The organism is Gordonia sp. 135, from assembly GCF_009720185.1.
Taxonomy (GTDB): domain Bacteria; phylum Actinomycetota; class Actinomycetes; order Mycobacteriales; family Mycobacteriaceae; genus Gordonia; species Gordonia alkanivorans.
Map to the genome: position 1 here is coordinate 1,821,486 of NZ_CP046257.1, position 22,909 is coordinate 1,844,394.

Consider the following 22,909-nt stretch of genomic DNA (forward strand, 5'->3'; position numbering starts at 1 on the left):
CGCCCGAGTCACGCCAGACCGAAGCTGTGCTCGACGGCCCGGTTCCATTCGCCGTACAGGCGGCCTCGTTCCTCCTCGGCCATCGTGGGCTTCCAGCGCTTGTCCTCGGCCCAGTTGGCGCGGATGTCGTCCTCGCTCTCCCAGAACCCCACAGCCAGACCGGCGGCGTAGGCCGCACCCAGCGCGGTGGTCTCGTTGACCACGGGACGCACGACGGGGACGTCGAGGATGTCTGCCTGGAACTGCATGAGCAGTTCGTTGACCACCATCCCGCCGTCGACCTTGAGCGTGGACAGCTCCATGCCGGCGTCGGCCTGCATGGCCTCGATGACCTCGCGGGTCTGGAAAGCACTGGCCTCCAGTGCCGCCCGCGCCAGGTGGCCCTTGTTGACGAAGCGGGTCAGGCCGACGATCACGCCGCGGGCATCCGAGCGCCAGCGCGGCGCGAACAGACCGGAGAAGGCGGGTACGAAGTACGCGCCGCCGTTGTCGTCGACCTCCGCGGCCAGCTTCTCGACATCCGATGCCGCGGAAAAGAGGCCGAGATTGTCCCGAAGCCACTGGATGAGCGACCCGGTCACCGCGATCGACCCCTCGAGCGCGTAGCGCGCCGGCTGGTCGCCGATGCGGTAGCAGACCGTCGTCAGCAGGCCGTGCTCGCTGAAGACCGGTTCGGTGCCGGTGTTGAGCAGCAGGAAGTTCCCGGTCCCGTAGGTGTTCTTGGCCTCGCCGGGTGACAGGCACGCCTGACCGAAGGTGGCGGCCTGCTGGTCGCCGAGGATGCCGGTCAGCGGGACGTCGGGGAGGGGGCCGTTCCCGCGCAGCGAGCCGAATTCGCCGGACGAGCTGCGGATCTCCGGCAGCAGGGACATCGGGATGCCCATCTCCTTGCAGATCTCCTCATCCCAGCTCAACGTCCGCAGGTCCATGAGCATGGTGCGTGAGGCGTTGGTGACGTCGGTGACGTGCTGCCCGCCGTCGACACCACCGGTCATGTTCCACGCGATCCAGGAATCCATTGTGCCGAAGCACAATTCACCCGCCTCGGCACGGTTGCGCAGACCGTCGACGTTGTCGAGCAGCCAGCGGACCTTGGGTCCGGCGAAGTAGGTGGACAGCGGCAGGCCGGTGCGTTCGCGGTAACGGTCGACGCCGACGTCGCCGGCGAGCTCCGTGCACACGTCACCGGTGCGGGTGTCCTGCCAGACGATCGCGTTGTGGACCGGCTTCCCGGACTCACGGTCCCAGATCACCGTGGTCTCGCGCTGATTGGTGATGCCGCAGGCGACGATGTCCTTGGCGGTCAGCTCGGCGGAGGCCAGCGCGGCGGCACCCACGCGGCGCGTGTTGCGCCAGATCTCGGCGGCGTCGTGTTCGACCCAGCCGGCCCGCGGGAAGATCTGTTCGTGTTCGAGTTGCTCGACGCCGACGACGCGTCCCTGGTGGTCGAAGATCATCGCCCGGGTGGAGGTGGTGCCCTGGTCGATCGCCGCCACGTATTTGCCTGAACTGCCCACGCCGTCAGTGTCGCACGCTGTGGTGCGGGCCGAGATCAATTAGGCTCGGCGAACATGAACACCGAGTTCAACCCGGACCGGCCGGCGGACATGGGCCCGCTCTACCGAGCCGAAGCGTGGCGGCGGCTCGGTGAGGAACAGTTCGACGTCGTCGTGATCGGCGGCGGGGTGGTCGGCGTGGGTGCCGCACTCGACGCCGCCACGCGCGGTCTGCGGGTGGCCCTGGTCGAGGCGCGTGACATCGCCTCGGGGACGTCGAGCCGGTCGTCGAAGATGTTCCACGGCGGTCTGCGCTACCTGGAACAGCTCGAATTCGGGCTCGTCCGTGAGGCACTCAAGGAGCGCGAACTCTCGCTACGGCTGCTGGCCCCGCACCTGGTGAAACCCCTCCCGTTCCTCTACCCGCTGACGCAGCGGGTCTGGGAGCGGCCGTATGTCGCGGCGGGGATCTTCCTCTACGACCGCATGGGCGGCGCGAAATCGGTCCCCGGGCAGAAACATGTGACCCGCTCGGGTGCCCTGCGCGTGGCTCCGGCGCTCAAGCGCAGCTCGCTCATCGGCGGAATCCGTTACTACGACACGGTTGTCGACGACGCGCGGCACAGCCTCACGGTGGCCCGCACCGCGGCGAACTACGGCGCGGTCATCCGCACTTCGACACAGGTGATCGGTTTCCTGCGCGAATCCGACCGCGTCCTCGGAGTCCGTGTGCGCGACACCGAGAACGGCGACGTCACCGAGGTGCGCGCCCACTGCGTCATCAACGCCGCCGGGGTCTGGACCGACGAGGTGCAGGCATTGTCCAAGCAGCGCGGCCACTTCAAGGTGCGCGCGTCGAAGGGCGTGCACATCGTGGTGCCGCGCGACCGGATCGTCAGCGAGACCGCGATCATCCTCCGCACCGCCAACTCGGTGCTGTTCGTCATCCCATGGGAGACGCATTGGATCATCGGCACCACCGACACCGATTGGAACCTCGACCTCGCGCACCCGGCCGCCACCCGGGCGGACATCGACTACATCCTGGAACGCGTCAACGAGGTGCTGGTCACCAAGCTGAACCACGACGACATCGAGGGCGTCTACGCCGGTTTGCGACCGCTGCTGGCGGGCGAGGACGACGAGACGTCGAAGCTCTCGCGTGAGCATGCCGTCGCCACCGTGGCACCGGGTCTGGTGTCGATCGCGGGTGGCAAGTACACCACCTACCGGGTCATGGCCGCCGACGCCGTCGACGCGTGCAACGACTTCATTCCCACCCGGGTGGCGCCGTCGATCACCGAGCGGGTGCCGCTGCTCGGTGCGGACGGATACTTCGCGCTGATCAACCAGTGCGAACATCTCGGGGAGCGATACGGCCTGCACCCGTACCGGGTTCGGCGACTGCTCAACCGCTACGGCTCGCTGATCGACGACGTGCTCTACTACGCGCAGGAGGACAGGTCGCTGCTCGCACCGCTGGCCGCCGCGCCGCAGTATCTGCGCGTCGAAGTGGTGTACGCAGCGGTCGCCGAGGCCGCGCTCCATCTCGAGGACGTGCTGGCCCGGCGCACCCGGATCGCGATCGAGTACTCGCACCGCGGCGTCGACTGCGCCGGCGAGGTCGCCGATCTGCTCGCACCCCTTCTCGGGTGGACCACCGAGAAGCGCGACTTCGAGGTGGCCAACTACATCGCGCGCGTCGAGGCCGAGGTGGCGTCGCAACAGCAACCCGACGACGATTCCGCCGACGCACTGCGGGCGGCCGCGCCCGAGGCGCGTTCGGAGATTCTCGAGCCGGTACCCGTCCCGGAGTGAGATCGCCGGTTTCGCCGGTTCGGTGACATTGTGTTCCGGATGAGTGGGCCGTTGGCCTCTGTTCGGTCCGACGTCCCCGAGGCAGGATCGAGGGTGGGGGAGAGAAGGGACTGGTCATGACAGAGACTCCGGTTCAGGTCCTCGGCCCGCAAGAGGCATGGGAACTACTCGGCTCCGCCGAGCTGGGTCGTATCGCGTTGAGCGTCAACGGTTCACCCGACATCTTCCCCGTCAACTACCACGCCGCGGACGGCAAGATCACGCTGCGCACCGGTGAGGGGACGAAACTCTCCGAAGTCGTCGTGAACAACCGCGTGGCGTTCGAGACCGACGCCCACACCGACACCGGCGGCTGGAGCGTCGTCGCCAAGGGAACGGCACGCGTTTTGACGTCGTTCGGCGACATCGAGGCGGCCGACAAGCTGCCCCTGCGCCCGTGGATCGCGACGGTGAAATACAACTACGTGGAGATCGCCGTCGAGGAGATCACCGCGCGCCGCTTCGAGTTCGGGCCCGAACCCGAGCGCTATCCCGTCTGAGCTCCGCAAACCCGGCCGCCATCGCAAACCCAGCCCTTATCCGTGAACCCAGCCCACTTGCCGGGGGTGGCTCTACGGAACAGGGCTGGGTTTACGCATCAGGTCTGGCAGCGCGGGCACCAGTAGATGGATCGATCGCCGCCGGTCGACGGGATCTCGCCGCGCTTGATGATCGTCGCGCAGCGGCGGCACAGCTGTCCCTTGCGGCCGTAGACCCACATCCGCCCGTTCGGTGAGGTCTGGCCGGTGGTGGTGCGAGCCGAGCCCATTCGGTTGGCCCACAACAGACGTCGGCTGAGATCGACCATCGGACCGAGATCCACCTCGCCGACCGGTCGGGTCGGGAGAACGCCACGCAGATAACAGATCTCGCTGCGGAAGACGTTGCCGACGCCGGCCATGAGGCGCTGGTCGAGGAGTGCCGCGCCGATCGTCTGGTCGGGGTCGGCGGCGAGGCGTCGGATCGCCGCCTCGCGGTCGAAGTCGTCGGCCAGCAGGTCCGGTCCCAGATACGCGAGGGCGGCGTCCGGGTCGGCGAGCAGTTCGAGCGTGCCGAGGTCGAAGCCGACGGCCTCGTGGTCGTCGGTGCGCAGCACGACGCGCGCCTGATAGGCGGGGCGACGCCACTTCTGGCCCCGGCGATGCACGTGCCAAACGCCCTCCATCTTCAGATGCGAGTGGATGCTGAGCGCGTCGCCCGCGCCGGGCTCGCTCTCGCCGACGTCGATGAGCAGATGCTTGCCCCTCGATCGGACGGAGACGACGGTCCGTCCCGACAGGTCCGACGTCGCGAGCGACGGGATGCGGAACTGCGTCGACGTGAGGGTTCGTCCCTCCAGCCCCTGACGCAGCCGCGCGGCCGCGGCGAAGACGGTGTCGCCCTCAGGCATGGGTTCCGTACCGGAGTCGGATGCCGCGCGGGGTCGTGGAGAAACCGGCCTCGACGAGCACCTTCCCGAAATCGGTGCCGCGCACCGGTTCGGAGTCGATCGCGTCGATGGTCAGCCGGGAGATCCGGCCGGCGCGGACCAGGGCCACCAGCGCGCCGGCGGCGGATTCCAGCGCCGGGATCGAATCGGTGAACGTCAGCAGCGTCTTGCCGCCACGCTCGACGAAGCACACGAGTTCGCCGTCGACGAGCACCACCAGGGCGCCGGGCTTGCGGCCCGGGCGGTGTCCCGCGTCGGCGTCGCGGGATCGTGGCCACTCCAGCGCCGCGCCGTATGGGTTGCCGGGGTCGGTGGCGGCGAGGATGGTCGCCTCGCGCGGCGGCTTGCGGTCGGGGAGAGCGTGACGCCGCAACTCGTCGACCGTGGCCGGGGAGGCGAACTGCGCGCCGCCGAGGCCGTCGACGTAGTAGCCGCGGCGGACCTGGCCGTTGTCCTCGAAAATGGTGAGCGCCTTGTACACCCGGGCGAATCCGCCGGTCACCTCCTCGGCGGTGACGCTGCCCCGCGTGATCACGCCGTAGCGCGTGAGCAGTTGGTCGCACAGTGCCTGCGTGGCGATGGTCGGGTCGATCTCGGGTCGGTCCAGGGCGAACCACCGGCCGCTCGCGGTCGGCGACACCGGCGGCCCGGAGGCGTGCTCGGTCAGGTAGCGCGCGGAGAGGCGACCGGCGCGGAGTCGTGGGGCCCTGCCGCGGGCGCGGTGGGCGGGCGCCGACCGTGGCGTCGTCGGGCTGCGCCGGGGATGCAGCAGTGCGCGGACGGGTGCGAACGTGTCATTGCTGACCTGTCCCGCCCAGACCAGGTCCCAGAGTGCGGATTCGATGTCCGCGGCCGGCGTCGTGGTGCCGGTGCTGATGTCCGCGGCGATCTGCGGGAACCGCAGTGCACCACCGGGGTGGAGTGCGGTGGTGATCGCATCGTGCAGGGCCGTGGTGTCGATGGTGTCGGCCTCGGAGATGGTGAACGCGGCCACGTCGGCGGGGTGCAGGGCCACCCAGCCGTCGGCGTTGCCGATGCGGCCGTGCCCCGACCACACGACCTCGCCGCTGCTCAGTAGCTCGTCGAGCATGGACGGGGCATAGTCCGAGACGCGCGCGGGCAATATCAGCGACTCCCAGGCCGACGCCGGCAGCGGGTAACCGGCCAGCTGGTCGATGACGGTGGCGAGGCCGTCGACCCCGCGGAGCTGCGTTCCGGGCGAACCGTGCTGCCATTCCACGAGGAAGCGGGTGAGAACCTCGGTGCCGACCGGTGCGACCTCGGCCCGGCTCGCGGCGAGCGACCCGCGCCGGATCTGACCGAGGACGTCGGTGTGGCACCACTGGGTGGTCGGTGCCGCTCCCTGGGCCGGATCGGCGGTGCCGGTCTCGGGCAGGAAATCACCTTCGACGACGCGTCGTTCCGCGGCGAGGCGGGCCAGGGTGTCGCGGACGACGGCGGTCGCGATGCCCAGGGACGCCGCCGCGTCGGTGACGGTGAAGGGCCCGTGGGTGCGGGCGTAGCGCCCGATGAGGTCGCCGACCGGGTCGGGTACCGGTTCGAGGTAGGCCGCCGGGATGCCCATCGGTGCAGGGACTCCGAGTGCGTCGCGGAGTCGTGCGGTGTCGTCGATCGACGCCCACAGCGCGCGCCGGTTGTGGTTGACCGAGATGATCTGCCCGCTGCGGTGCAGCTCGGCCAGCACCTCGGCCACCGCCGCTTCTCCCCGATATCTCGGCTCGACCTCTTCGGTGGTCAGCGGTCCGAGCCAGCGGAGGAGGTCGACGACGTCCTCGGCGTCGCGTGCCTGGCGGTCGGGTGACAGGCGTTGCAGGCGGGCGATGACCTCGGCGATGACGCCGGGATCGAGGAGCTCACGCAGGTCGACGCGGCCGAGCAGCTGCGCGAGGAGGCTGGTGTCGAGGGACAGGGCGGCGGCTCGACGTTCGGCGAGCGGCGCGTCGTCGGCGTACATGAAGGCGCCGACGTAGCCGAACAGCAGCGACGCCGCGAACGGCGACGGACTCGGGGTCTCGGTCTCCACGACGCGGATCCGGCGCGACCGGATGCGGCCGAGCAGGTCGAGCAGTGCCGGGAGGTCGTACACGTCCTGCAGGCACTCGCGAACCGCTTCGAGGACGATCGGGAAGTCCGGGAACTTGGATGCGACGGAGAGCAATTGGGCGCTGCGCTGCCGCTGCTGCCACAGCGGCGCGCGCCGGCCGGGATCGCGCCGCGGCAGGAGCAGTGCGCGCGCGGCACATTCGCGGAACCGCGAGGCGAACATCGACGAGTCGGCGAGACCGTCGGTCACGAGCTGTTCGACCTCGTCGGGATCGAGGAGGAAGACGTCGGCACCCGGGGGTGCGTCGTCGGTGTCGGGCAGACGCAGGATGATGCCGTCGTCGGAGGCGGTGGTGGCGCCCTCGATACCCAGTGTCGCGAGGAGTCGTTGGGAGATGGCGCTCGCCCACGGCGCGTGGACACGCAAGCCATAGGGGGAGTGCAGGATGACGCGCCAGTCGCCGAGTTCGTCGCGGAACCGTTCGACGACGAGCGTCCGGTCGGTGGGGAGGTGACCGGTCGCCTCGCGCTGTTCGGCGATGAGCGTGGCCAGGTTGGTGCGGGCGTTCTCGGTGAGTCCGAGCCTCTCGGCATGGGCGTCGAGTTTCCCGGGATCGGCGATGGCCCCGGTGAACGCGCCGATCGCCGCACCGAGTTCGGCGGGACGTCCGATCGCGTCGCCGATCCAGAACGGCAGCCTGCCGGGCTGCCCGAAGGCCGGCGACACCAGGACGCGGTCGTGGGTGATGTCCTCGATGCGCCAGCTCGTCGCGCCGAGGGCGAAGACATCGCCGACCCGCGACTCGTACACCATCTCCTCGTCGAGTTCGCCCACGCGCGTGGACTTCTCGCCGACCATGAAGACGCCGAACAGTCCGCGATCGGGGATCGACCCGCCGGAGGTGACGGCGAGTCGTTGGGCGCCACGGCGGCCGGTGATCACGCCCGCGTCGCGGTCCCAGTTGACCCGCGGCCGGAGTTCGGCGAACTCGTCTGAGGGGAACCGCCCGGCGATGAGATCGAGGGTGGCGTCGAAGACCCCGCGTCCGAGGTCGCGGTAGGGAGCCGCCCGGCGAACGACCTCGTACCAGTGGTCGACCTCGAGATCGTCGACGGCGGCGGCCGCGATGGTCTGCTGCGCGAGGATGTCGAGGGGATTCTGGGGAACCTTGATCTCCTCGATCGCACCGTCGAGCATGCGCCCGACGGTGACCGTGCAGTGCAGCAGATCGGTGCGGTGTTTGGGATAGAGGATGCCCTGGCTGATCTCGCCCACCTGATGGCCGGCGCGGCCGATGCGCTGCAGGCCGCTGGCCACCGACGGCGGGGCCTCCACCTGGATCACGAGATCCACCGCACCCATGTCGATACCGAGTTCGAGCGAGCTGGTCGCCACGACGCAGGACAGGCGACCGGCCTTGAGGTCGTCCTCGATCTGCGCGCGCTGCTCCTTGCTCACCGAACCGTGGTGTGCCCGCGCGAGGACCGCCTCGGCGCCGGAACTCGCCCCGCTGCCCATCACGAACGCGGGAGCCCCGCCCGCGACCGTCGGGTTGGCGGTGGGCTCGGGCGTGACACCCTGCCGCTCGGCGTGGATCTCGTTGAGCCGCGCGGTCAGCTTCTCGGCGAGCCGACGGGAGTTCGCGAACACGATCGTCGCCCGGTTGGCCTCGATCTGGTCGACGATCGACGCCTCCACGTACGGCCACAGCGAACCGGCCGTGGGGGAGAATGCGTCGTCGAGCTCGGCCGGGTCGGCGCCGTCCGGGCCGGGTGCCGGCGGGATGTTCGCCATGTCCTCGACCGGCACGTCGACGCGGAGATCGAAGGTCTTGTCGGCCTTGGGCTTGACGACCTGGCAGGGCGCCGAGCCGGACAGGTACCCGGCGACGACCTCGGGAGGCCGCACGGTCGCCGACAGGCCTATCCGTTGGGCGGGCTTCTCGAGCAGCTCGTCGAGGCGCTCGAGGGTCAGGGCCAGATGTGTGCCGCGTTTGGTGGCGGCGACCGCATGGACCTCGTCGACGATGATCGCCTCGACATTCGTGAGGCTCTCCCGGGCCGCGGAGGTCAGCATCAGGTAGAGCGACTCGGGCGTGGTGATCAGGATGTCGGGCGGGGTCTTCACCAGAGCGCGGCGGTCAGCGGCCGAGGTGTCGCCGGACCGGACACCGACCGTTATGTTCGGTTCGGGCAGGTCCAATTCCTGCGCCGCACGGGTGATCCCGGTGAGGGGCGCGCGTAGATTGCGCTCCACGTCGACGGCGAGCGCCTTCAGCGGCGAGATGTAGACGACCTTCGTGCCCGGACGGCGGGTGGCGGCGTCGGCGGCCAGCCGGTCGAGCGCCCAGAGGAATGCCGCGAGCGTCTTGCCGGACCCGGTCGGGGCGATGACCAGGGTGTTCGCGCCGTCGGCGATCGAGGTCCAGGCGCCTTTCTGGGCCGCGGTCGGCTTGGTGAACGCTCCGGTGAACCATCGCCGGGTGGGGGCGGTGAAGCGATCGAGAACCGAGGGGCGGGGCATCTCTCCACTATGTCTCACATGTGCGACAGGTCTGGGTATACAGTCGATACACGCCTGTACGGGGAATCCGGTGAGAATCCGGAGCGGTCGCGCCACTGTGAACGACAACGCCGGACGCGGTCGAGGATTTCGACGGCGCCTGGGGAAGACGTGAGTCAGGATGCCGTGCCGGCGCCAAAAGATCCGACACACTCACCGACGCGAGATCGGCGAAAGGACAATCCCATGACGTCTCCCCGTACGGCCGAAGCAGTCAAGTCACCCACCCGTGCGATTTCGGTACCGAACCTGTCGGTCGCGAGCGCAGCGCTCTGGCTGAGCCTCACGGTCCTCCTGGCCGGGCTCGCCTACTACTTCCTCGGCTACGACCAAGGTGTCGTGTCGGTCTTCGGGGAGAACACCTATGTGCACGAGTTCGTGCACGACTCCCGCCACTTCCTCGGCTTTCCCTGCCACTGAGCGTTCACCGCACTGCGTCGGCCTGACTCTCACAACGTAGGGACAAGTTCACATGGAGAAGAAACTCATCGGCGCAGGTCTGCTCTCGGGCCTGATCGCCGGCATCATCTCGTTCGTCTTCGCACGGTTCTACCTCGAACCCGTGGTGTCGAAGGCCGTCGACTACGAGGGTGAACGCTCGGAAGCCGAAGAGGCGCTGGCACATACGGTCGGCGGCCATTCGCACGGCGACGGCGGCGAGGTCTTCACCCGCGCCATGCAGGAGAATCTGGGCGCCGGCGTCGGAAACCTGGTGTTCGCCCTGTGCATGGGCGCGTTCTTCGGGGTCGCCTTCACCGTGCTGTGGAGTTACCTCGGCAACCGGTATCCGGCCACCGATGCCCGCGCGGTCGCCGGGGCGCTCGGCGCGATCGGTTTCGTCGCCGTCTTCGGTGTTCCGTTCTTCGCCTACCCGGCCAACCCGCCTGCGGTCGGGGACGACGACACGATCGGGGAACGGACGGGTGCATTCCTGACCGTCACGATCGCGTCGGTCGTGCTGATGATCGTGGCCGTCGCACTCGAGCTGTGGTTGCGGCCGAGGATCGGCGGACTGGTGTCGGCCGTCGTGGGCGGTGCCGCGTACGTGATCGCGGTCGGCGTCACCATCGCGCTGCTGCCGTCGTTCGACGAGGTGCCCGAGCCGGTGCGCACCGACGCCGGCCAGATCGTGTTCCCCGGCTTCCCGGCGGACGTCGTCGCCGACTTCCGCGTGTACACGATCACCAACCAGGTGATCCTCTGGACGGTGCTGACGGTGACCTTCGCGCTGATCCTCGGCGCGATGGCGCGGTCGAAGAGCTCCAGCACGTCGCCGACGGTCGACGCCGTGTAGAGCTGACCGCGCACTGCCATTCCTGTGCAGATCATCACCGCCGGGCGCACCGGTCCCAATCGATCGGTGCGCTTCGGCGGTGACGCGTCGCTGGACGACCGCGGCCGCCGTGACGTCGAAGCGCTCGCCGCGTCCCTCGTCGGGCCGGTGTCCTTCTGCGGGCCCGAGCCCGCGACACTCGAGAGCGCCCGGCTCCTGGGTGGTCGGGTCGAGGTCGACGACGCGCTTCGCACGCTCGATGTCGGGAACTGGGCGGGATCGGCGCCCGAGGACATCGATCCACGCGAGCTCGCGGCCTTCTTCACCGATCCGGCGGCCCGGCCCCATGGCGGCGAGAGTGTCGAGGCGTTCGTGCGACGGGTGCACGACTGGCGCGACCGCACGATCACCGTCGGGGCGTCGATCGTCGTGGCCATGCCCGTCGCGCAGGCACTTCTGTGCGACGACGCCACGGGATACTTCCGGTGCGAGGTCCGGCCGGCGGCCTGCTACCACTGGCCGCCCCTGAGAATTCGCCCTGAAGAAACAGAATCGGGCGGACGTACCTAGACATCGTGAGTGACTCCTGACACAGTTGAGTCGGCAAAACTGAAACGTGTTCGCCCCCGGCGGGCACTGTCTGGGGAGAGTGACGATGTTCGAGTGGTCCGATGAAGATCTGATGGTGCGGGATGCGCTGCGCGCGTTCATCGACAAGGAGATCCGGCCACATCTCGACGAGCTCGAGTCCGGCGTGCTGCCTCCGTACGACATCACCCGCAAGCTGCTGTCGACCTTCGGGGTCGACGCGATGGCCAAGGACGCGCTGGAAAAGGAACTCGAGGCAGAGGCCAACGGGGAGAAGAAGAAATCGTCCGGCGAGGGTGGTGGCATGGGCGGTTCGATGTTCATGATGGTCAACATCGAGCTTGCCGGTGTGTGCCTGGGCCTCGTCGCCTCGCTCGGTGTGAGCATGGGCCTGACCGCCTCGACGATCCGGGGCAAGGGCACGCTCGCCCAGAAGAAGCGCTGGCTGCCCGAGCTGGTCACCATGGAGAAGGTCGGCGCCTGGGCGATCACCGAACCCGATTCGGGCTCCGACGCTCTCGGCGGCATGAAGACCACCGTCCGCCGCGACGGTGACGACTACATCCTGAACGGCCAGAAGACGTTCATCACCAACGGCCCGTACGCCGACACCATCGTCGTGTTCGCGAAGCTCGACGACGGCAGCGGCACCCCCATGCGTGACCGCAAGGTGCTGTCCTTCGTCCTCGACAAGGGGATGCCGGGCCTGACGCAGGGCAAGCCGTTCAAGAAGATGGGCATGATGAGCTCGCCGACCGGTGAGCTGTTCTTCGACAACGTCCGGGTCGGCAAGGACCGTCTGCTCGGCGAGACCGAGGACACCGGTGAGGATTCGCGCGGCTCCGAAGGCGCCAAGGCTGGGTTCACCGCCGAACGCGTCGGCATCGCCGCGCTCTCGCTGGGCATCATCAACGAGGCACAACGACTGTCGATCGACTACGCCAAGACGCGCAAGCTGTGGGGTCAGGAGATCGCCCAGTTCCAGCTCATCCAGCTCAAGCTCGCCGAGATGGAGATCGCCCGGATCAACGTGCAGAACATGCTCTTCAGCGCGATCGAGCGCGGCAAGGCGGGTAAGCCGCTGAGCCTGTCGGAGGCGTCGGCGATGAAGCTCTACTCGTCGAAGGCCGCCACCGATGTCGCGATGGAGGCCGTCCAGCTCTTCGGCGGCAACGGCTACATGGCCGAGTACCGCGTCGAGCAGCTCGCGCGAGATGCCAAGTCGCTCATGATCTACGCCGGCAGCAACGAGATCCAGGTGACCCACGTCGCCAAGGGGCTGCTGCGCGGCTGATGCACCGGGAGAGGTGACGGCCCCGGCAGCTCTGCCGGGGCCGTTTTTTCACGGCCCGATTGCGGACCGGCGCAATTCTGGGCCCGGTTCGGCGCATTCGGATGTGACCGTGCGCCCGGCGGTCGACAATGCGACGTGACTCGCCCAGTCCTTCGAGGAAAGAGGTGGCGATGTCAGCAGGTGGGTACCGCGCGTATCCGGTGGCGACGAAGCTCGTTTCCGGTCGCATTCGTCAAATCGGGCAAATCGTAGGTTTCCGGTATTTCTCTTCGTGTCTGGAGTTCGGGACCTCGCTGTGCTGCCCATGCCGTTCCGCGATGGTGAGGTGAACGATGGGTGGGAAGAAGCACCGGGAGATGTCTCCCGAACTGTCAGCGACCGGAGAGCTGGTCGGTGGTCGACCGGACGGGTCCGCCGGTCCGATGTCGGACAAGGCATACCGGAAGGCGCTCAAACCCCTGCATGCCGAACTGGTGGCGATGCAGGAATGGGTCAGGTCGTCGGGGGCCAAGGTGTGCGTGGTCTTCGAGGGTCGGGACACGGCGGGCAAGGGGGGTGTCATCAAGGCGATCACGGCGCGGGTGAGCCCGCGAGTGTTCCGCACCGTCGCGCTGCCCGTCCCGTCCGAACGTGAGAAGTCGCAGCTGTATCTCCAGCGGTATGTACCGCACCTTCCGGCAGCGGGTGAGGTCGTCATCTTCGACCGGAGTTGGTACAACCGTGCCGGGATCGAGCGTGTGCTCGGATTCTGTACGGAGGAACAGGTCCACCAGTTCCTGGAATACACCCCGAGTGTCGAGCGGGCGATGGTCGAGTCGGGGATCATCCTCCTGAAGTACTGGCTCGAGGTCAGCCAGGAGCAGCAGAACCAGCGCCTGCAGAGTCGCATCGACGATCCGCGCAAGACCTGGAAGCTGTCGAAGACCGATCTCGAATCCTACAGCCGTTGGTACGACTTCTCCCGGGCTCGCGACGAGATGTTCCGCTACACCGACACCGGTTGGGCACCTTGGTATGTCACCTCCAACGACGACAAAAAGCGCGGTCGGCTCAACGTGATCAGCCATCTCCTCGGTCAGGTGCCCTACGACCCGTTGGAACGTCCGGAGGTCACGTTGCCGAAGCGGCAGAAGGCGCACGGCTACCGACAGCCGGACCAGGCGCTGCACTGGATTCCCACTCCCTACTAGGAGCGGTGACATGACCGGTGATCAGTGCGTCGCCGTCGCACCGCGGCGGGCACGCGCATGAGCGGCGTCGCCGCGTTGTGGCGCCTTCCAGGGCTCGCGACGGCCCGGAGCTACAAACGCGAGTGGCTTCGTACAGACGTCACCGCCGGGCTGGTGCTGACCGCGCTCCTGATCCCTGCCGGGATGGGTTACGCCGAAGCCGCCGGGCTGCCCGCGTATGCGGGGCTGTGGGCGACGATCGTGCCGCTGACGGCTTACGCCGTGGTCGGACCGTCGAAGATCCTTGTGCTCGGCCCGGATTCGTCGCTCGCGCCGCTGATCGCCGCAGCGGTGCTGCCGCTGGCCGCCGTCGGTGACCCGGAGGACGCTCTGGCACTCGCCGGGATCCTCGCCGTACTGGTCGGGGCGATTCTCGTCCTGGGTGGATTCCTCCGGCTCGGCTTCGTCACCGAACTCCTCTCCAAGCCGCTGAGACTCGGGTACCTCAACGCGATCGCGCTCATCGTCGTCATCGGACAGCTGCCCAAGCTGTTGGGCTTCTCGGTCGACGCCTCGGGTCTGTTCGAGGAGGTCGGCGAGATCGTCACCTCGGTGCTGGACGGAAAGACCGACACGGTTGCCGCCGCGATGGGATTCGCCGGTCTCGTCGTGATCGTCGCGTTCCGGCGGTGGCTCGCACGGGTACCGGGTGTCCTCGTCGCCGTGGTCGGTTCGATCGTGGTGACGGCCGTGCTCGGGCTCGACGACGACATCGGCATGGTCGGCGCCCTGCCGGCAGGTCTGCCCCTTCCGCAGTACGGCGGGACCGATTGGAATGACGTGCTCTCGCTTCTCGGGCCGGCCGCGGGAATCGCGCTCATCGCCTTCGCCGACTCCGGCGTGCTCTCACGGACATTCGCCGCCCGGCGCGGTGAGGATGTCGACGGGAGTACGGAGATGAAGGCGATCGGCACGGCCAACATCGCCTCCGGCCTGTTCGGCGGATTCCCCATCTCCGCCAGCGGTTCACGTACGCCGGTCGCCGAACAGGCCGGCGCACGCACGCAACTCGCGGGAGCGGTCGGGGCGGCCGCGGTGCTGGTCTTCGTCCTCGTGGCTCCCGGCGTCACCGCCTATCTACCCGACGCCACGCTGGCGGCGGTCGTGATCGTCGCGGCGACCGCGCTCATCGACATATCCGGCATGGTCCGGATCTGGCGGTTGAGCAAGCTCGAATTCGGTTTGGCGGCAGCCGCTTTCGTCGGCGTCGCGCTCGTGGGTGTGCTCGAGGGCATCCTGGTCGCGATCGGGTTGTCCTTCGTGGCCGTGGTGGCGAGGGCCTGGCAGCCCTATCGTACGGAGCTGGTGGAGCTGGAGGGAACGGGCTTTCTCGATGTCACCCGGCATCCGGAGGGACACCGGATTCCCGGGCTCGTGCTGGTCCGCTTTGACGCACCGCTGTTCTTCGCCAACGGCAAGATCTTCGCCGCGCACGTCCGGGATGTGGTGGCGTACAGCGAGCCACCGGTCAAGTGGGTCGTCGTCGCAGCCGAACCGATCACCGGTCTCGACACCACCGCCGTCGACGAGCTCATCGATCTCGACCGTGCACTCGAATCGTCCTCGATCCGTCTGGTGTTCGCGGAGCTGAAGGGACCGGTGAAGGACAAACTCATCCGCTTCGTCGTCGACGGCCGGTTCGACGAGGACCGGTTCTTCCCGACGGTCGAGTCGGCTGTCGAGGCATATCGGAGCGTCCAATCGCCGCCCGGGTCGGCCCCCGACTCAACCCCTGACCGCTCCGGGCCGGAGTAGATTCCACAGTCGGACCCAGTCCAGTTGCGGTGGTGCGACGCGGATCTCCGGGCGCTCGCGTGGAACACGGACCCGCAGTGCCGCGGGGGAGATGGTGCAGCGCACCGGTGTCCGGAGTCGCACCGACTCGCCGTCGATGCCGACCGGGATCTCCGCGGCGTCGGCCTCGACGACGACCTCGGTCGCCGTCCGCTGTACGAGTCCCTGTCCGTGGCCGCGTCGGAGCAGCCCCACCGCCTGCCGGGTGTCGGCGACCGACACCGTCACCACACCGAGCAGGCCGGAATCGATGCGCGTGCGCCGCCCCAGGCCGGCCACGTCATTCGTGGCGTAGGGGCCGTTGCTCACCAGGATCGCCTGCGGCCCGGTCACGGTGTCGTCGCCGATGCGGGCGCGCAGGCCGGTGCCGGTGACGCCGCCGAGGAGGTCCGGCAGCATCCGCAGGACCGTCCGGGTCTTGTCGTCCCGGTACTGCGGACTCTGCACGACCTCTGCGTAGACGCCGAACGACGCGTTGTTGACGAATGGATGCCCGTTGATCCAGCCGAGGTCGACATGCACCTCGACCCCGTCGTGGAGGGCGTCCAGGCAGCGTGCGGGGTCCTTCCGGTCCAGCCCGAGGTCGAGGGCGAAGTGGTTACGTGTGCCGGCGCTGATCACGAGGAACGGCACGTGGTACTCCGCTGCGACAGCCGCGACCAGCGCCTGCGTGCCGTCGCCGCCCGCCACGCCCAACAGGTCGGCTCCCCGGCGGACCGCGTCCCCCGCCAACTCCGTGACGTCGAGATGCTCGGGCCCGCTCAGCAGTGCGACCTCGGCGCCGAGTGCCTCGGCACGGCGTGGCAGGTCGAAGCGGACGACCTTACCGCCACCCGAGCGCGGATTCATCACCAGGAAGGGATGGAGCACCGGCGGGGCCGGATGCTCCGGCATGAGCGACTGGGCCGGAGTCGGTCGCAACGCTCGCCGCGCGCAGGCGATCGCGACGACGACGAGCGCCGCGGACACGATCACGACCCAGAGCTGACCTTCGCGGATCAGGTAGATCGCCACGAACGGGAGTGGCAGGACGACGACGACAGCGGCCAGTGCACGGACCGCGCCGCGGCTGATCAGGAACCAGTAGGCCGCTACGACGATGACGACCGTGCAGATCACGCAGACCAGCAGAAGCGTGAGGAGTGCCCGCAGTCCCGATACCGCGATCGGCAGGAGGATCGCGACGATCACGGCCGCGAGTGCGGCGCGGGCCCACCATCGTCGGGACACGGGACGCTCGTCGACGGCCGCCGCCGTTTCCACGTTCATGACGCCGCAGCCTCGGTCATGTCGCCGCGTCGTCCGGGCCCGCCCGGGCCGGGCGGATCACGATCTCCACGACGAGCAGTGCGATCAGCCCACACATGACGATGAGCAACACCACCAGTCCGGTGGGATAGTTCCAGAACATCAGCAGCAGTACGCCGACGCCGATGATCGCGGCCCGTAACGCGATTCGAGCACGATAGGCGGTCGTCTCGAAGGCATTCGGAGGTCGTGATTTCCGAAGGTTCTGGAGTTTGTCGAGTCCGCCGGAGAATCCGTGCCGGACCGCGACCGCCGATGCGGAGCCACCGATCAGGAAGGCGCCGATCGCCACCACGAGGCCCAGCACGGCCACGGCGCGCAGCGCGAGGCGGAGGGGGCCGGTGACCGTGTCGGCGATGGCGGCTGCAGCGTCGGGGGAGAGGATGTCGGGCGGGATGTTGTCGAGATAGAGTGCGCGCGCGACGATCAGCGCGATGGCCAGGGTCAGCATGGCGAGAACCAGCGAGAGGCCGACCACGGACAGCGAGCGTAGGCGCCGACCCCGCGGAGCCACCGCGACGGCCCCGAGCGCGCAGGCGATCGTCAGCCACGGCAGCACGTCGGCGGCGGTGTCGAGCGCGGACACCGCGCGTTGCGCCCGAACCAGTTCGGGTGACCGGAACAGGACGAATTCCTTGTCGACCGCCGGGATCTTCTCGGCAAAGGTGAATCCGCGGTCCAGAAGACGCTGCTTGACGTTGTCGATCACGGTGCCCAGAGAGATGCTCACCGTTCCCGACTCGTCGACGGAGACCGAGGACGGCCCCACCTCACCGGTCACCACGGAGACCAGGGCGGTGTGGCCCCGGCGGTTCGCCTCCACCCACAGGGTCTCGAACTGGTCGCTCTCGACCAGGGACGCCACCGTCTGCTGCACGAAGGTGCGGGCCTGAGCGGCGAGAACGGGCGCCAATCCGTCGATGGCACGGTCCACGCGGGGGGCGGTCTCCGTGGCCGGTACCGCATCGGTCAGTGCGTTGAGCGCGGACGCGGTCAGCGCCTCGACGTCGATGCGGGTGAAGATTTCGTCGGTGACGGTGTTGGTGATCTCCTGCTGCAGCGCCGGATCCGAGGCCAGCGGTGCGACTGTCGTCACGTATCGGTCGGTGTCGAGGATCTCGCCGCGGACGAATCGGGACGTCACCGAGAGGATGGCCAGCAGGGCGACCAGGACACACAAGATTCCCACCGCGACCCAGCGCCAGGTCGTGCGCCGTTTGGTGGTCTCCGGCGGTGCGGTCCCACCGGTGTCGGCACTCGCGCGCAGTGTCGCGACCTCGGCGCGCAACTGCTCGAGTTCGGCACGTTCCGACGCGCTGATCGAGCCGGTACTCCCGGGGGGATCTTGATCGGGCCCAGGGTTCTCCGTGTTCATGGGCCGGCGCCGGTCGGCGTCAGTACTCGGCCCGGGGGTTCCAGGTCGATACGGCCCAGATGACGACCACGTCGAGCGCGATGATCAGGATCGACCACCACGGGTAGTACGGCAGCCACAGGAAGTTGGCGATGATGGACAGGCCGGCGATGACGATGGCGGTGAACCGGGCCCAACCCGCCCCGCTGACGAGTCCGGCACCGACGATGATCGCGATGGCTCCGAGCACGATGTGAATCCAGCCCCACGTCGTGAAGTCGAACTTGTAGACGTATTCGACCCCGCGGACGAAGACCTCGTCTTCGGCTACCGCGGCGATTCCCTGGGCGAGTTGGACGACTCCGACGACGATCAGGATGATCGCCGCGCCGATGGACGTCCCGGCGGCGATTCCCTGCTTGGCAGACAGGGTTCCGCGCTCTTCTCCGGGTGCAGTATGTGTCATGACGCCCTCCTCTGGACAGTGGATAGTGAGGAGTGTGCGACTCTGACAGGTGAATTCGCAGGATTTCCGGCGAACTGTTCGATATCTGGTCCCGAATTGCGCGCTGAAACGAAATAGGTTGGGCGCCAGATTGTTAGGGATGAAAACAATTGTTTACCGACTGTTTGTCGAATGTTTGGCACGCCTTTACGTCGCTTTCCTTCTCGACGACTTCAGGGTGCGTGAGCCGCCAGATCCGGTCTCGTGACATCGGCGTCTCATAGGGGCGGACGTCGACGGCGCGCCGGATGGCATTGGCGAGCGCGGGAGCAACAGGATTGAAGGGTGACTCCGACATCGACTTCGCGCCGAAAGGGCCGAGTTGATCGGCGGTTTCGGCGAAGTAGACCTCGGTGAACGGGATGTCCGCCATCTGGGGGACACGATAGGTGCGGAACACCTTGGTCACCGGTGATCCGTTGTCGAGCATGATCTCCTCGAAGAGGGCCGCGCCGATGCCTTGCGCCACACCGCCTTCCACCTGTCCCCGGCACTGCTCGGGATTCATCACGGTGCCGGCGTCGGACGCGTGGACGGACTGCAGGATCGCGACGGCGCCGGTCTCGGTGTCGACGGCGACCCGGAAGGCCTGCACGTCGAAGGCGATGGAACGCATCTCGCCCCGTTCCTCGCCGGTCGCCACGGCCCGCGGGCCGTCCGGGAACAGCGCGCGGTGACTGTCGTCGACCGCGTCGATCAGGTGGCGAAAACCGACCAGCCGGTCGCCGGCGACGGCTCCGTCCGGGCCCAATTCGACCTGGTCGGGATCAGCGCCGGTAAGGCGGCTCGCGGCCTCGACGAGAATGCTGCGGAGCGCGAGACCCGCGCTGTACACGGCCTTTCCGGCGACGGTGGTGCCCGCGGAGGCGAATGCGCCGGTGTCATGTGGCACGGCGTCGGTGTCCCCGTGCCACAACGTGACCCGCTCCGGCTCGGTAGACAGTGCGCTCGCGACGATCTGCGTGTGGACCGTCGTGGTGCCGTTGCCGAACTCGCAGGTGCCCACGCCGACGTGATAGGTGCCGGCGGAGTCGACGGCCACCGTGACGTCGGCGAAATGGCCGCGCGGGGCCATCGTGGCGATCGCGGAGATCGCCATTCCCTCACCGACCCGCCATCGCGGGGCGGGCGGGAGGACGGCGCCGTTGCCCCGGCGCATCGCGGACTCGGCGAGGTCGAGGCACTGGTCGAGACCATAACTGCCGTACACCAGGTCGATCTCGGGGTCGGGGCGTGCGATGAGGAGCGGATCGCCGTCGGCGACGGCATTGCGTCGCCGGAGTTCGAAGGGGTCGATACCGAGACGGACCGCGAGCTCGTCCATCGCGGATTCGACCGCGAAGATCACCTGTCCGAGGCCATAACCTCGGAAGGCGCCCGACGGCGGGTTGTTGGTGTAGACGACCTCGGCGTCGATCCTCTTCACCGGGCAGTTGTACACCGAGACAGACTCGGCGCAGGCATGGAACATCACGCCGATCGCGTGGTTGCCGTACGCGCCGGTATCCGAGAGAACGTCGACCCGGAGGGCGGTGAGCAGACCGTCGTCGTCGGCGCCGAGATCCACGGTCACCCGCATCGGGTGGCGGTAGGTTGTCCGCGTCATCTCGTCGGTGCGGGTCATCTCGTAGACGCAGGGGCGACCGGTACGCAGGGTGGCGACGGCGGCGAGATCCTCGGTCAGCATCTCCTGTTTGCCGCCGAAACCGCCGCCGACGCGGCCGCTGAACACCCGGACCTTCTCAGGCGGCAGCTCGAGAAGCCGGGCGAGTTCGTCGCGCACCAGGAAGGGGACCTGCGTGCTCGTGCGGACGACCAGACGTCCGGTGGCATCGGTCCAGGCGATCGAACCGTGGGTTTCCAACTGTGCGTGGGTGACCCGTCCGGTGCGCCACGTTCCGTGCACGGTCGTCGGCGCCGCGGCGAGCGCCTCGTCGACGTCGCCGCCGAAGCCCTCGTGGAAGGCGGCGACGAGGTTGCGTTCGGTATCCATCACCCGGTCTTCGGCGGTGCGGTCGGGGTGGATGACCGAAGCCCCGGGAGCGCGTGCCTCCTCGGGGTCGAAGACCGCGGGCAGTTCCTCGTAGTCGACGCGGATCAGCGCGGCGGCCTGTTCCGCGATTCCCGGTGTCGCCGCGACGACGGCCGCGACGCGCTGCCCGACGAAACGCACGATGCGATCGAAGACGAGGGTGTCGTCCGGGTCTTCGAGCCGGTTCTGGTGGCGCCCCGTGGAAAACCTTGGTGTCGAGACGTTCTCGTGGGTCAGGATCACCTCCACGCCGGGGAGGGCCGAGGCGTCGGTCGTGTCGATGGAGACGATACGGGCGTGGGGGTGCGGCGACCCGAGCACGTGGATGTGCAGCGCGCCGTCGACCGGGACGTCGAAGGTGTAGGCCTCGGTGCCGGTCACGACGCGCCGCGCCGCGGGCGGGTTCACCGAGTCGCCCACACCGGTGGCTTCACCGGTGCTCCCGCCCGGCCGGGTCCGGCCGGGCGCCACGGCGTTGCCGATCGCGTCCCTGATCGAGCGGTATCCGGTGCAGCGGCAGATGTTCCCCTTCATCCGCCGTGGCAGGTCGGCGAGGTCGTCCGGGGTGAGGGTCGAGGCGGTGACGATCATGCCCGCGGTGCAGAAACCGCACTGGAAGCCGAAACTGTCGACGAAGGACTGCTGTACCGGGTGCAGGTCGTCGGGTGTACCGAGGCCGGCGACCGTGGTCACCGACTTCCCGGCGACGCGCTGCGCCGGAAAGATGCAGGAGTGCACGGGTTGTCCGTCGACGAGGACCGAACACGCGCCGCAATCGCCTGCGTCGCACCCCTTCTTCACCTCGAAGTGCGCGTGCTGGCGGAGCAGCATCCGGAGGCATTGTCCCGCAGCGGGTTCGGCATCGATCGTCTCGCCGTTGACCTCGAACTCCATCGGTCTACCTCGTCCCTGTGAGTTCGAGGCGGATCTCCTCGGCGAGGACCGCCGACACCCCGCGGCGCCAGTCGGCCGACCCGAGCGGGTCGGTGTAGTAGCCGGGCGCGGTACTGATGTCGTGACGCAACAGGTCCGCGGCCGGCGGTCGGGGATAACGCAGCACAGTCGGCCACTCGGTGGCGGCGGTGATCCCGAAGACGGTGCTGCCGTCGGGATCGATGCGTCCGGTCACGACGGCACCGGAGCGGCCCAGGTCGGCGAGGGCGATCTTGCGGAAACCGGTGACGGCGGCGAGTGCGTGGGCGGGGAAGTCGACGGCGCGGAGAACCTCGCCGGGGCCCAGGATGTTGATGCCGTTGCCGATCACCAGGTCGGCGACGGGCAGATCCCGATCGGCGCCGTCGGGAGTCCAGATGTGCGCCGTGGCGTCGAGCGCAACGGCCAGCGACACCATCGATGCGGCCGCGAAGGACCGGCAGATGTTGCCGCCGACCGTGGCCATGTTCCAGATCTTGAACGACGCGAGAAGGGCGTTCGCGCACTGGGCGAAGAGCGGATGAGCGCGGAATCCGGGGCGTGGCTGCAGTGCGACCAGCTCCGCGATGGTGCACGTCGCGCCGACGCGGAGGCCGCCGTCGGGCAGGTCTTCGACCGGTCGCCAACCCATCTCGCTGAGGTCGACGAGGCCGGTGGTGGCCGGTTGCGGCTCGGAGAAGACCCAGGTGCCGCCGGCGACGAGCTGTTCGCCGGGTGCGGGGAACACCTCGTCGCGCGAACGCGCGAATCGGTACCGGGTGACGGCGGTGAGGTCCATCAGCGTGCCTTGTCGAGAAGGCGGCGGTGCTGCGTCGCGACGGCGGTGGTCATCTGGTCGGTGTCGATGGTGAGCAGGTCACCGTCGGCGACCGGGTCGTCGGTGTCGCGGTAGGCGACGGTGGACGGATCCCACAGTACGAGGTCGGCGAGCTTCCCGGGTTCGATCGACCCGATCTCGTCCTCGCGGCCCAACACCCGTGCGCCGCCGCGGGTCGCGAGTTCGACCGACTCCGTGTACTCGAGCGGCGCCGAACCGAAATGCTCGGCACAGTAGGTCTTCTCGTCGATCCCGGCCCAGACCGGGTCGGTGGACACCGCGACGGTGAGGACGACGGCGTACTCGATGAGTGTCGCTGGGGGCACGGCGTCACGCTACGTGGCTCGGACGACCCGCGCATCTCGATGTGCAC

At 68.4% G+C, this 22,909-nt stretch carries 16 protein-coding genes, 1 pseudogene and 1 riboswitch; of the genes and pseudogenes, 8 read left to right on the plus strand and 9 right to left on the minus strand.

Annotated features, from left to right (window positions below; genetic code table 11):
- Positions 1-8: 8 nt before the first annotated feature.
- Positions 9-1,496, minus strand: coding sequence for a glycerol kinase GlpK (glpK, locus tag GKZ92_RS08380; protein WP_155225693.1), 1,488 nt, complete (start codon positions 1,494-1,496; stop codon positions 9-11).
- Positions 1,497-1,571: 75 nt separating this feature from the next.
- Here glpK and glpD point away from each other — a divergent pair, with 75 nt between their 5' ends.
- Both glpD and GKZ92_RS08390 read left to right on the plus strand, forming a co-directional pair.
- Positions 1,572-3,314: a glycerol-3-phosphate dehydrogenase gene (gene glpD, locus GKZ92_RS08385; RefSeq protein WP_006359217.1), complete on the plus strand. Its 1,743-nt coding sequence runs from the start codon at positions 1,572-1,574 to the stop codon at positions 3,312-3,314.
- 116 nt (positions 3,315-3,430) lie between these two features.
- Positions 3,431-3,853 carry a pyridoxamine 5'-phosphate oxidase family protein gene (locus GKZ92_RS08390; RefSeq protein ID WP_006359218.1) on the plus strand — a complete coding sequence of 141 codons (423 nt, stop codon included), beginning with the start codon at positions 3,431-3,433 and terminating at the stop codon, positions 3,851-3,853.
- A 98-nt stretch (positions 3,854-3,951) separates the two neighbouring features.
- Here GKZ92_RS08390 and GKZ92_RS08395 read toward each other — a convergent pair whose 3' ends face one another.
- Positions 3,952-4,743 (minus strand): DNA-formamidopyrimidine glycosylase family protein, encoded by a 792-nt coding sequence (locus tag GKZ92_RS08395; RefSeq protein WP_042376761.1) that lies wholly within the window; start codon positions 4,741-4,743, stop codon positions 3,952-3,954.
- Positions 4,736-9,370, minus strand: a complete 4,635-nt coding sequence (locus GKZ92_RS08400) for an ATP-dependent helicase (protein WP_042376763.1) — start codon at positions 9,368-9,370, stop codon at positions 4,736-4,738. Before GKZ92_RS08400 ends, GKZ92_RS08395 begins: the two co-directional genes overlap by 8 nt.
- A 9-nt stretch (positions 9,371-9,379) precedes the next feature.
- A riboswitch (cobalamin riboswitch) is annotated at positions 9,380-9,557 on the plus strand.
- 38 nt (positions 9,558-9,595) lie between these two features.
- Between GKZ92_RS08400 and GKZ92_RS08405 the strand changes: the two genes are divergently transcribed.
- The 6 genes from GKZ92_RS08405 to GKZ92_RS08430 all read left to right on the plus strand — a co-directional run bounded on the left by GKZ92_RS08405 (position 9,596) and on the right by GKZ92_RS08430 (position 15,548).
- On the plus strand, positions 9,596-9,829 hold the full coding sequence (locus tag GKZ92_RS08405) for a CbtB domain-containing protein (RefSeq protein ID WP_006359221.1): 234 nt from the start codon (positions 9,596-9,598) through the stop codon (positions 9,827-9,829).
- Positions 9,830-9,881: 52 nt separating this feature from the next.
- Positions 9,882-10,703, plus strand: a complete 822-nt coding sequence (locus tag GKZ92_RS08410) for a CbtA family protein (RefSeq protein WP_155225168.1) — start codon at positions 9,882-9,884, stop codon at positions 10,701-10,703.
- A gap of 24 nt (positions 10,704-10,727) precedes the next feature.
- Complete coding sequence (locus tag GKZ92_RS08415) at positions 10,728-11,252, plus strand: histidine phosphatase family protein (RefSeq protein WP_006359223.1); 525 nt, start codon at positions 10,728-10,730, stop codon at positions 11,250-11,252.
- Between the two features lie 85 nt (positions 11,253-11,337).
- Positions 11,338-12,564 carry an acyl-CoA dehydrogenase family protein gene (locus GKZ92_RS08420; RefSeq protein ID WP_042376776.1) on the plus strand — a complete coding sequence of 409 codons (1,227 nt, stop codon included), beginning with the start codon at positions 11,338-11,340 and terminating at the stop codon, positions 12,562-12,564.
- A gap of 332 nt (positions 12,565-12,896) precedes the next feature.
- Positions 12,897-13,754, plus strand: a complete 858-nt coding sequence (gene ppk2 / locus GKZ92_RS08425) for a polyphosphate kinase 2 (RefSeq protein ID WP_042377563.1) — start codon at positions 12,897-12,899, stop codon at positions 13,752-13,754.
- Between the two features lie 57 nt (positions 13,755-13,811).
- Positions 13,812-15,548, plus strand: coding sequence for a SulP family inorganic anion transporter (locus tag GKZ92_RS08430; RefSeq protein WP_035750654.1), 1,737 nt, complete (start codon positions 13,812-13,814; stop codon positions 15,546-15,548).
- On the opposite strand, the gene GKZ92_RS08435 is transcribed toward GKZ92_RS08430, so the two are convergent.
- The 6 genes and pseudogenes from GKZ92_RS08435 to GKZ92_RS08460 form a co-directional block, all read right to left on the minus strand.
- Positions 15,519-16,856: a diacylglycerol/lipid kinase family protein gene (locus GKZ92_RS08435; RefSeq protein WP_006359227.1), complete on the minus strand. Its 1,338-nt coding sequence runs from the start codon at positions 16,854-16,856 to the stop codon at positions 15,519-15,521. The genes GKZ92_RS08430 and GKZ92_RS08435 overlap by 30 nt on opposite strands.
- Positions 16,857-16,872: 16 nt before the next feature.
- Positions 16,873-18,270, minus strand: a complete 1,398-nt coding sequence (locus GKZ92_RS08440) for a hypothetical protein (protein ID WP_035750656.1) — start codon at positions 18,268-18,270, stop codon at positions 16,873-16,875.
- Between the two features lie 19 nt (positions 18,271-18,289).
- The gene (locus tag GKZ92_RS08445; RefSeq protein ID WP_006359229.1) at positions 18,290-18,715 is read right to left on the minus strand and encodes a DUF7144 family membrane protein; all 426 of its coding nucleotides are present in this window, start codon (positions 18,713-18,715) and stop codon (positions 18,290-18,292) included.
- Between the two features lie 133 nt (positions 18,716-18,848).
- Positions 18,849-21,680, minus strand: coding sequence for a molybdopterin-dependent oxidoreductase (locus GKZ92_RS08450; RefSeq protein WP_035750658.1), 2,832 nt, complete (start codon positions 21,678-21,680; stop codon positions 18,849-18,851).
- A gap of 4 nt (positions 21,681-21,684) precedes the next feature.
- On the minus strand, positions 21,685-22,497 hold the full coding sequence (locus GKZ92_RS08455) for an FAD binding domain-containing protein (protein ID WP_035750662.1): 813 nt from the start codon (positions 22,495-22,497) through the stop codon (positions 21,685-21,687).
- Positions 22,497-22,754: pseudogene (locus GKZ92_RS08460) on the minus strand (amidohydrolase family protein); the annotation flags it as partial. The gene GKZ92_RS08455 and the pseudogene GKZ92_RS08460, both read right to left, overlap by 1 nt.
- Positions 22,755-22,909 lie beyond the last annotated feature (155 nt).